Source organism: Azospirillum sp. B506 (assembly GCF_000333595.1).
GTDB lineage: Bacteria > Pseudomonadota > Alphaproteobacteria > Azospirillales > Azospirillaceae > Azospirillum.
The window spans coordinates 1-10,366 of the sequence record NZ_BADK01000260.1; the positions used below are offsets into that span (position 1 = coordinate 1).

At 62.4% G+C, this 10,366-nt stretch carries 8 protein-coding genes; 1 reads left to right on the forward strand and 7 read right to left on the reverse strand.

Annotated features, from left to right (window positions below):
* The 7 genes from I71_RS35710 to I71_RS08145 form a co-directional block, all read right to left on the reverse strand.
* Positions 1–150: DUF4411 family protein (locus tag I71_RS35710; protein ID WP_244433706.1), on the reverse strand; the 150-nt coding region annotated here is incomplete at its 3' end.
* Positions 151–152: 2 nt separating this feature from the next.
* Positions 153–1,259, reverse strand: a complete 1,107-nt coding sequence (locus tag I71_RS08125) for an XRE family transcriptional regulator (RefSeq protein WP_244433705.1) — start codon at positions 1,257–1,259, stop codon at positions 153–155.
* A 230-nt stretch (positions 1,260–1,489) separates the two neighbouring features.
* On the reverse strand, positions 1,490–2,323 hold the full coding sequence (locus tag I71_RS08130) for a hypothetical protein (RefSeq protein WP_042693673.1): 834 nt from the start codon (positions 2,321–2,323) through the stop codon (positions 1,490–1,492).
* Positions 2,324–2,394: 71 nt separating this feature from the next.
* Positions 2,395–2,985 (reverse strand): GIY-YIG nuclease family protein, encoded by a 591-nt coding sequence (locus I71_RS35715; RefSeq protein WP_083897043.1) that lies wholly within the window; start codon positions 2,983–2,985, stop codon positions 2,395–2,397.
* 188 nt (positions 2,986–3,173) lie between these two features.
* Entirely contained in the window at positions 3,174–5,978 is a 2,805-nt protein-coding gene (locus I71_RS08135; protein WP_042693675.1) for a site-specific DNA-methyltransferase, read from the reverse strand.
* Between the two features lie 66 nt (positions 5,979–6,044).
* Positions 6,045–6,605: a hypothetical protein gene (locus I71_RS08140; RefSeq protein WP_049975985.1), complete on the reverse strand. Its 561-nt coding sequence runs from the start codon at positions 6,603–6,605 to the stop codon at positions 6,045–6,047.
* A gap of 11 nt (positions 6,606–6,616) precedes the next feature.
* On the reverse strand, positions 6,617–9,652 hold the full coding sequence (locus tag I71_RS08145; RefSeq protein ID WP_042693678.1) for a BPTD_3080 family restriction endonuclease: 3,036 nt from the start codon (positions 9,650–9,652) through the stop codon (positions 6,617–6,619).
* 220 nt (positions 9,653–9,872) lie between these two features.
* On the opposite strand from I71_RS08145, the gene I71_RS08150 reads away from it, so the two are divergent.
* Positions 9,873–10,136: a hypothetical protein gene (locus I71_RS08150; protein ID WP_042693680.1), complete on the forward strand. Its 264-nt coding sequence runs from the start codon at positions 9,873–9,875 to the stop codon at positions 10,134–10,136.
* The last annotated feature ends 230 nt before the right edge of the window (positions 10,137–10,366 follow it).

Here is a 10,366-nt window from a genome sequence, read left to right on the forward strand (position 1 = left end):
CGGCCCGAGTTCGTCGTAGACCTTGCTGACGCTGCGCACGGCGCAGCCATCGACCGCACCGTCCATCCATTCCCAATAGCCAGGGCAGATATCAAAACCGTAATATAAGTTCTTCGCCTGAATAAACGTGTCCGAATCCAAAAGATACATGGTCACGGCTCCGGCTGTAATCTTTCATACATCTTGCGAACAACGGTCGGCTTCATGTGCAGCAGCGCGCCTGCATCGCTGAACAGGAGGTTCCCGCTCATCGCGCTGTTCACGACGGCGCGCGTGAAGCGCTTTCCGTTCCTGACGCGGGACACGCGGTAGAAGTCGCCGCCGCCCGATTCGCGTTCCGACCGCGCTTCGATTTGCCACGCCTGCCGTTCCCGGTCGAAGAACGCGCCATACTCGTCCCGGCCGATCTTTCCGAAATCGAGAGCGCGCCGGGCGATCACCACACGGCTGACCTTGAAGCGGTAGGCCAGCAGTTCGGCGTTGCGCTCCAGACCGAGCCGGTCGGTCCATGCGGCGAGGAACTGGGCGCGCGGCACCAGCACCTCGGCGGCAATGGCGTTGCAGCGGCGCTCGACATCCACCGATTCCTGATCGTCGCGGCCCTCACCGTCACGGATCGAGAACGGATCGGACACACCGCTGGCGCCAAGCCAGAGATGCGCCAGTTCGTGGGCAAGCGTGAAGAATTGGGCGGCTTTCGCATCGCGGCCGTTGATGAAGATCAGCGGAGCGATCCTGTCGGCGATGGCGAAGCCCCGGAACTCCGAGACGCTCAGGGTACGATGGGTGTTGGAGCCGACATAACCGCTGCGCATCACCCAGATGCCCGCCTCCTCGCACCGCTCGAACAGGGAGGTGAGATGCTGTTCCCAACCGCCGTTGACCGGCTGATCGGCAGCGAGGCCAACCACCGCCCGGATATCCGCCGCCACGGCTTCGACCGGTGTCCGCATGTCGAATCGGCCGACGAAGGAGCGTGGCTCGGCGCCATGGTCGCGCAGGAAATCGCGATACCAGTCGTGCTGGAACATCACGTCGCGCAACAGGTCCATCACGTCCGGGCTGAACCCATCGCGGGGTGCGCCGTCCTGCCTGCGCAGGTCTGGAATGGGAAGCTGCTCCTGCGGCGGCTCCGGCAGGAAGAGATAGCCGAACGGGATGTGGAAGAAGGCGGCGATCCTTTCGGCCTGCCGGAAGGTGGGACGCGCCGTCCCCTCCTCCCAAGCGATCACCTTGGCGATGTCGGTCTTCAGCGCCAAGGCGAGTGCGTCCGTGGAAGCGGACGCCCGCTTCCTCGCCCACCGCAGCACTTCGGGACTGATAAACGCCTCGGTCACAACCTTGCGTGCCTACACATCCTGTTCGAACTCAAAGGCAACCAGCAGCCATCAGGATAAGGCATTTTCCCTGCGCCTTGCACTCCTTCTGGTTTAGTCCTCACAGCTTTTCGCCGCCATGGAACCGGATATGGCCTTTCCTGTCCGTCACTTCACCAGTCCCACCCTGCCGCCCGCAGCACGGCGTCGATGCAGGGAGAGCGGATGGGCGCGGGGGTGAGACGCACCGGGTCGTCCTCATCCGTCAGATGTTCCCAGGCGGCATCCCAGGCGTCACGTTCGGCCGAGGCGAAGTTCCAATGCATGTAAGCGCGGGCGAACGCATCGCTCTCCCACAGCACCACCAGGGGGCAATAAAGGCCTGCAAGCAAGGCGATGCGGTCGATGCGGATGTCCAGCGTCATCGACCGGCCGTCCCACCCCTCCTCCACCACGAAGCGGATGCGGTCGCCCTCCGCAAAGCAGTGGAAGTCCACATACCAGCCTTCGACATCCATGGAGATGCGGCCAAAGTTGCCCCCGGCCAACCGCTCCAACCAGTTGAGAAGGGCGGGAATGGGATCGAAGACCTCGCTCATCGAGAATTCGGTGAGGCGCTCCCCGCCCCGGATCGTGGTGTCGATCCAGCCGACCTCGGGCAGCGCATAGGTCACGTCCAGCCGGTCCACATTGAGGGTCGGGCCGGGAAAGCGCCGGTCGAGTTCATGGGGGGCATGCCAGCAATCCGCCCCGGCGTCATACCCCCAGCCCGCGCGATAGGCGGTGCCATGAAAGCAATTCTTCGGCGTGAACGGTTCGTCCGCCGGGACACGGAGCGTCCAGCGTTCGATTTCGACCAGTTCGGCAACCGCCATGCCGCGTTGCGCCAGCGCGTCCCGGAAGCCATCCGCGTCCTGGGTGCTTTCCTCCAGATGCCAGCCGTCCCGGCCGACGATCCGTGCGGCGAGGAGCCGGACGGTTTCCTCCCGCTCGGGTGGGGGTGACATGCCCTTGCTGCGTGGCGTGGTCACTGCAAACCCCCGGATTTGATGTGAACCTTCAATATTTCACAAAGAAATCACGCTTTTCTGGAGCGGTCGGCGCGCGGTTTGACCAACATCCATGGATAAACAAGCTCACGAGGCATACGACCGGAAAAATGATACCCCTCATTCGTTATATGCCATGCACGACCGGGCAAACGCCCCATTCCCGGCAATGTGAACATCTTTCGTTCATTCCATAGGTTTTTCCAGAGCGCCCATATGAAGATATGCTCCAACTCTTCAATTTCTCTGCGGTTATGTGTAATGGCGGTTTTGTATCCGTGAAAATCGATGTTGCCAATGCTCAGGGATGTCTCCCCCCTCATGCTGGAAATCTCTTCCGCCTTGGGGTGGCAGTCGAATCGTCTTTTGAGGTTGTTTGTTATCCCGACATAAACAATCTCATCCTTCAGCTTGGCCCTGTGATGATTTCTTGTCAGAATGTACAAATAGCCAGGAGCTTCCTCTGGAAATCCTATCGGGGCTGCTTCGTTACGATGCCAAACCGCTGGCTGCGTCCACGTCACGGTAACAGGCTTGTAAAGCCTCTTGTCTTGGCTGTTGCAAATTTCATCGACCTCTCCACCAAAATCACTGATTTTGAAGCGTGTTGGTTGAACCATTGATTTGATTCCTTCTTATCCTCGTCGCAGGCATTCAATCAAATATTCTATAATTTCGCTCAATCTTCTTGCAGGCACGATAGCGATGGCAAGCAAGACCTTCCATCGTGCAGCACGGTGGAAGGTCTTGCTTGAAGCTCCAACGGCGACAGGGAGGAAATCAGGAGCCGATATTCGCCTCCATCACCTCACTCCACCGAGAACACCTTCATCACCTCGTCGCCGAGGTGGTTGATAACCTTTACCGCGATGCGGCCGGACGACGGTTTATCGAAGGGGCGGCTGGTGTCGCTGTTCAGGGACGCCCAGGCGTCGGCGTCGATCTCCGCCTTCAGGGTCGTGCGCAGTGCCTTGTAGGGGTCGGAGGCGCCCAGGAAATAGGCGTGGCGGACGAAGAAGCTCTCCTCGTTGTAATCGGTGTCGATGAACCAGACGGCGATGGTGTCGGGGCCGCCCGATTCGATCTCGCCGGTGGAGGGGTGGAAGACGTCGATGCCCTTGATCTTCACCCGCAGGCGGCCGTCGGCGTCCTTCAGGATGTCGAGGTCGGGTTCGCCGAACACCACGAACAGGTTGCCCGATCCGGTCGTCTTCAGGTCGCCGCCCATGTGCAGGTCGGGGTTCATGCGCGCCTTCAGCACCGGGATGCGGCCCAGCTTCTCGAAATCGGCGGATTGGGCGTCGTAGTTGAAGGCGCAGGCCACCACCACGTCGAACCCGGCGTCGCCCGCCTCGCGCGCCGCCGCCACCAGATCGGCGCGCGACACCGTGCCGAACTCCGGCCCGATCAGGATGCCCGCGCGGCGTTCGCGCTCGCCCTCCATGTAGCGCCCCTCGGCGGCGATGAAGTCACCCGGCCAGGGGGTCAGCGCGGTGAAGGCGATGCGGTCCTGCTTGTGCGCCTGCTGCACCCCGGCGGCCCGCAGATTGTCGAGGATCATCGCCGCGAAGTCGTCCCCGTCGCTTGGGGGAGCGAGGTCGGACGGCTTGCGCTTGCCCTCGGCCGCGTCGAGCAGGTCGATCAGTTCGTCGTCCTCGTCCACCGCCAGCACGCGGTGCGGCGACAGGCTTTCCACCGTGAAGGGACCGGCGACGCGGACCTTGTCCTTGTCGACATAGGGCTTGTCGTAGAGATACTCGAACTCCGCCTTGGCGGAGATCGAGGCGTCGATGTCGGTCTGGCGCTTGATGCGCAGCGCCCACCATTCGGCGTGCAGCGCCTTGGCCGCCTGCGGCCAGCCCTCCTCCGCCGCGCGGGGGATCTGCCATTCCTCCCAGCCGGTGCCGAGCGCCGCGTTCAGTTGGGCACGCAACGGCTCCAGGGCCTTCTGCGCCTCCTCCCAGATCACGTCGATCTCGGCGTTGTTGGCGATGGATTTCAGGGTGATGTGGGGCACCCGTTCATAGACGAAGCCCAGGCGGATGTCGCCGCGCGTGGGGGCATCCTTGGGCGGGGTGCGGGTGATCTCGCCTTCCCTGATCTGGCCCTCGCGGCTGTCGGCCAGCAGGTAATAGGGATAGCGCGCGCCCATGATGCGGGCGCGGGCCAGCGCCAGCGCCACCCGCGAGGTGTCGATGGTGATCCACCGCCGCCCCCATTGCTCGGCGACATAGGCCGTCGTCCCCGAGCCGCAGGTGGGATCGAGCACGAGGTCGCCGGGGTCGGTCGCCATCAGGATGCAGCGTTCGACGACACGCGATGCCGTTTGAACTACATAGACTTTAGGGTCACCAAATCCACTCTGACGAGTGTCATCCCATATATCGCCAGAGACCTGAAAGGCAAAATCATCAAAATACCGCAGAAATCCCAAAGTTTTACCACTCTTCATCAACCTATCTGCTTTTGTTAATCGCAGAAGACCTTCGTAGTTTGTCTTGAAAGTTCCTTTTCCTGGCGAGAGATCCATTCCCTGAAAATTAAAAATGGTTAGATCTCCAAGTCCGGGAGAGCGAGGGCTTGTGATTGGATTTTGCCGAAAGAGACGTGCTCCTGGCGGCAACGGCACCGTTCCATCTACTTCCGAAGATGTCAAAGATCGTCGCGCTCCATTAGGAAGCGCTAAGGATCTCAAGTTCTGGTCAGAAAACTGATCTCGCTGTTCGTAGATCTTGCGAAACTTCACATCGCTAATATTTTTCGCATAGAACAAAATAAAGTCTACAGTAGCATCTACCAGATCACCTCCCCTCCCGGTTGTTTTTCTGAATACAATCTGTGCAACAAAATTCTCATCCCCGAACACCTCATCCATCAACGCCCGAACGCGATGCACGTTCTCGTCGCCGATCTGGACGAAGATCGACCCGCTGTCGGTCAGCAGGTCACGGGCGACGGTCAGGCGGTCGCGCAGATAGGTCAGGTAGGAGTGGATGCCGTCGCGCCATGTGTCGCGGAAGGCGCGGACCTGCTCCGGTTCGCGGGTGATGTGGTCCCTGTTGCCGTCCTTCACGTCGCGGCTGGTGGTGGACCACTGGAAATTGCTGTTGAACCTGATGCCATAGGGCGGGTCGAAATAGATGCACTGGACCTTGCCGCGCAGCCCCTCGCGTTCCGCGAGGCTCGCCATCACGGCAAGGCTGTCGCCCAGCACCATCCGGTTGGTCCAGTTGGAGTCGTGGCGGTAGAACTCGGTCGCCACATCCTTGGCGGGCAGGCCGTTGAAATCGGCGAACAGGTCGAAATTGCTGCCCTTGGGCTTGTTCGCGTCCGCCCGCGCGCGGGTTTCACGCTTCAGTTCCTCGATCAGAACCTTCGGGTGGACCTTCTCCTGGATGTAGAGCGGCGGGGCCTGGACGATCAGGTCCGACCAGTCCTGGTCATCCTTGCCGCGCCACACCAGTTGCGGATCGAGATCGCGGTTGCGCCGTTCATAGGCGACGCGCACGGGCGCCTTGTCGGCCTCGTCCATCACCGACTGCAACTCCGCCGTCGGGATCAGCCGCCGCTTGGCGTCGGTGTGACGGATGGTCTCGATCTTCTTTTCGGCCATGCCCGATCTCACTCACTTGAACTGAAGATTGAAAAATGGGGAATTCAGCAAGACTACCGCCTCACATCATCCTTTCCCTTCCCCGTTCTTCTTTTTCTTCATGATCTTCAAAAACTCATCTTTTTGATCGTTCGGGGCGAGAACATCCTGGACATTGCCGATGAATATCCGCTTTCCCTGCAAAATTTTCTTGCAAATGGCTGCATTCTCGCCCCGCTCCGTGTAATTGAGTTGGCGAACGCTCTTATAGGCAGCAACCAAGCTATCGAGAATTTCGTGCCGATGACCACGGTACGCGGCTTCCTTGTGCTGTCCATACTCAACCTTGTAGTTCGGAAAGTACCACCGTCCACGGTCGATCAAGGATGACAGGGCAACAAGAATCCGTTGGCGCTGCACAAAGAAGCTCTCTCCGTCACACCTTGTCGGATCAAGATAGGACAGGTGGCAGGCTTCGGTAAGCACGTCGCAACAACTGTCCGCCCACGCCCTAAGACCATTAAAATATTCGACCTGAAGCGTAAGGCGCTCGACCGGCCGTGCCGTGATCCTGTCCCAGGCGACAAACCCAGCAGCAATGAGGGCAACAATAACCGAACCCAGCGCAAAAATGGCCTCGTAGGACATTATTTTAACCTTTACACCACGGTCTCGGAAATAAAGCCATCCACCAGCGCCGCGAACGCTGTTTCCATCTCGTAGACGGCGGTGAACTCGACGAAGGCCCAGCGGCCGAAGCTGCCCAGGTTGTTCACCCCCGGCACCCAGTAGGCGCGCATGGTCTCCGCCTTGTCCTTGGCATCCTCGCCGCGATAGCCCTTCACCTCGACGATCAGGTTCAGCGGATCTTGCGCACCGCGCCCGTCATCGATGCGGACGATGAAGTCCGGCAGGTAGCGGCGCGGGGTGGAGCCGTGGCGATACGGCACCTCGAAACCCAGGACGTGGTTCTTCACATAGGACAGGACGCGCGGATGGGCTTCCACCACCCGGCACAGTTCCGCCTCCCAATCACTGTCGCAGACCACCCAATTGATGTGGCATTTGCGCGGGTCGGTCTGCCAGCGCGTGGTCTTGGACGTGGTGAAGCTGACGAAGGCGGTGGAGCCTTTGGGGTTGTAGCTGTCGAGCACGGCCTTGACCGGCCGGTCGCCGACATGCGCCAGCGTGATGGCGGCGGTGATGCGCTCCGCCGCCATGTCGGCGATCTCCCGGTAGATCACCTGCGCCGGATAGGTGCCGCCGGTGCAGCGCAGATAGCCGCCGTCGAGCCATTGCTTGGTGATCCGCTTCAACTGCCCGAACAGGTGCAGCTTCGGCTCCGCGCCCGGATCGCGGAACTTCTGGAACAGCAGATGGCGGGCCAGATGGAACAGGATGGTGGACTGGCGCATGTCCTCCAGGTGAGCGACGGTCAGGTCCACGCCCTCGCCGATGATGCCCTGGTTCTGGGTGACGGACGGGCCGACCAGATCGGGGTTGAGGTCGAGCACCGAGTCCGGCCCGAAGACGGCGGTCAGCCGCTCCTCCGGCAGTTCGACGCGGTAGCCCTCGACACGGGGGAAGGTGATCTCCAGCGCGTCGCGGTCGGGGCGGACCGCCTGGACCGTCACCGTCTCGCGCGGCTTGGCGGGCGGGGCGATGACCGGCTTGGCGTTGAAGTTGAAGGGCACGCCCAGCACGTCGGCGTATTCGACGTTGAACAGCCCTTCGCCGTTCAGGTCGTAGGACTGGCGCCGCAGGGCGCGGCCGACCACCTGTTCGCAGAGCAACTGCGTGCCGAAGGCGCGCACGCCCAGCACATGGGTGACGGTGTTGGTGTCCCACCCCTCGGTCAGCATGGAGACGGAGACGACGCAGCGGATCGATTCGCCGAGTTTCCCCTTCTTGCCGACGGTGTTCATCACCTCGCGCAGGAGATCCTGGTCGGTGATCGCCTCGCCCTTGCGGATGTCGCCGGTGCGCTCGACGATCTCACGGCGGAACCGCTCGATCTCGTCGCCCGCCATGGCGCGGAAATCCTTGTCCAGCGCCTCCCCCGATTCCAACTGCTCGCTGTCGATCAGCAGGGTGCGCGGCCGGGCCAGCCGGTTGCCGAACTCGTCGAAATTGCGGAACAGGGGTAAACGCCCGTTCTCCAGCGTCGCCGAGCCGTCGGGGTTGGGCCGGTGAAAGCCGGAGATGTAGTCGTGTACCAGCTTCGACGTGGCGGTGTTGTTGCAGACGACGATGAAGACCGGCGGCACGCCGATCCCCGCTTGCTCCCACAGGTCGAAGGTCTTGGCGTAATGGCCGTAGAGCGCCTCCAGCGCGGTCTGTAGTTCCACCGGGATCGCCAGCGGATCGAGCGTCTTGCCAGCACCGCGCCCGGCCTTGGGCATGCGCTTGCCGATGTGGGTCCACAGGTCGCGGAACTTCGGCACGTCGGCGCCGGGGATGTTGTCGGCCACCGGCACGCGGGGCAGCTTGACGATGCCGCACTCGATGGCGTCCATCAGCGAGAAGTCGCTGACCGTCCAGGGGAACAGGGTTCCCTCGGCGTAACCGGAGCCGTTCAGGAAGAAGGGCGTGGCCGACAAGTCGTAGACGGCGCGCAGGCCCAGCTTGCGCTTGACCGTCTCCAGCCCGGAAATCCACAGGCGGGCGGCCTCGTTGTTGCGCTTGGCCTCGTCCTTCTCGTCGCCTTTCAGCGCAGCGACGCCATCGGTGCCGCCCTGTTCGGGGGGCTTCTCGCGGTAGCAGTGGTGGGCTTCGTCGTTCAGCACGACGATGGACTTCAGGCCCATCAGGTCCGGCATCACGCGCTGGATCATCTGGCCTTCGGTTTCCAGCGTGTCGAGGTCCGGGCCGCGCCCCTTGAGCAGCGCGCGCCCGACCTTCGAAACCTCCATACGCTCGCGCCGCTTGAAAGCGTGGTAGTTCGTGATGACGATCTTGGCCCGCTCGATGTCGGCCAGCATGTCGCCGGGCACGATCTCGCGGTTGCGGTAGTAGCTCTCGGGGTCGTTGGGGAGCAGCACGCGCAGCCGGTCACGAATGGTGATGCCGGGCGCCACGATCAGGAAGCCGCGCGAGAAGGACTTGGCGTTCGGGTGGCGGACGGCGTTGACCGTCTGCCACGCGATCAGCATCGACATGACGGTGGTCTTGCCCGCGCCGGTGGCGAGCTTCAGCGCCATGCGCAGCAGTTCCGGGTTGGCTTGCTGGTTGGCGCCCTTGATGTGCTGCCAGATTTCGCCGCGCTGCGGGGCGACCTCGGTCAACCAGATCGCGGTCTCGACCGCCTCGATCTGGCAGAAGAAGGGACGGACACCCTGAAACGGATGGTGGCGCCAATGCTGGAGCAGGCGGGCGGTTTCCGGCGTCACGCCCCAGTCATTGGGATTGGGGATCCGCCGCCAGGATTCGACCTCGCTGCGAATCTTGTTGATGTAGGGGGTCGGGTTGTACTCCTGCCCGTCGTGCGTCAGGTCGGCGGTGTGGTCGAGGTCGAGGTTCGCCTGGGTCGGGCTGCGGCGCTTCTTGGTCTTCGGGATCGGGCTGATGAGTTCGGACCGGCGGCGATGCTCGACGATCCGGTTTGTCGGCTGGCCGTCGGCATCCAGTTCCCAGTGGCGGGCGGGATAGGCATAGGGCGAGTTCAGGATCGGCCGCTCGAAAAACGCTTCGCTCATACCCCTGCCACCGGATTAGCCAAAAATTGCGGCTGGAGCATGCCACCGTCGGAACTGCAAGAGCAAGTGCAGCCGGCCGGTGCAGTTCGCGCCACGGTCGTCGCGATGCGCGTCGGCATGGCCGCTTGATCCGGGGGATGGGCCGTCTGCGCCAACCTATGGCGGCGGAGTGCAGGGCGCGCTTGGCTAAATACAGGAAACAGCTACCAGGACGCCGCCCATGACCCTTTCAGAAATCACCCGCCGCATCGCCACCCGACATGGCCTCCGTTGGGGGTTCGTCAGCGACCGGGAGCGGCAGGCAACGCCGCACACCGTCGATCGGATCGGCCTGTCCTTCGACGCGATGGGACACCGTTTCGCGCGAGCACATGGCACACGGGTGGACTGGTGCCGGACGCTCAACGATGCCGAATGGCACGTCGAAACACTCCGGCCTGGGCACGGAGAGGACATCGGCCGCGTCGAGATACGGTGGATGTAGGCCTCCCGGAGCGCCGTCAACCGCGCCTTCTCGGCCACACGCCATGGCTCCGGAAAGCTACCCACCGGACCGTTTTGCCGGCAAGCCACCGACGCAAAAAGGGCCGCCCCGATGGGCGGCCCCTCTCATGCCCGAAAGCCGGCCTTTCGAACGAACCCCGGCTTGCCTTCAGGCCACTTCGACCGCTTCGAGCGGCGCAGCGCGCCCCGTCACGTTCGCGCGGATTTGCT

Excerpts from the sequence above, each read along its gene's own strand:
- I71_RS08130 (WP_042693673.1), bottom strand. The coding sequence starts at position 2,323 with ATGTCACCCCCACCCGAGCGGGAGGAAACCGTCCGGCTCCTCGCCGCA.
- I71_RS35715 (WP_083897043.1), bottom strand. The coding sequence starts at position 2,985 with ATGGTTCAACCAACACGCTTCAAAATCAGTGATTTTGGTGGAGAGGTC.
- I71_RS08135 (WP_042693675.1), bottom strand. The coding sequence starts at position 5,978 with ATGGCCGAAAAGAAGATCGAGACCATCCGTCACACCGACGCCAAGCGG.
- I71_RS08140 (WP_049975985.1), bottom strand. The coding sequence starts at position 6,605 with ATGTCCTACGAGGCCATTTTTGCGCTGGGTTCGGTTATTGTTGCCCTC.
- I71_RS08145 (WP_042693678.1), bottom strand. The coding sequence starts at position 9,652 with ATGAGCGAAGCGTTTTTCGAGCGGCCGATCCTGAACTCGCCCTATGCC.
- I71_RS08150 (WP_042693680.1), top strand. The coding sequence starts at position 9,873 with ATGACCCTTTCAGAAATCACCCGCCGCATCGCCACCCGACATGGCCTC.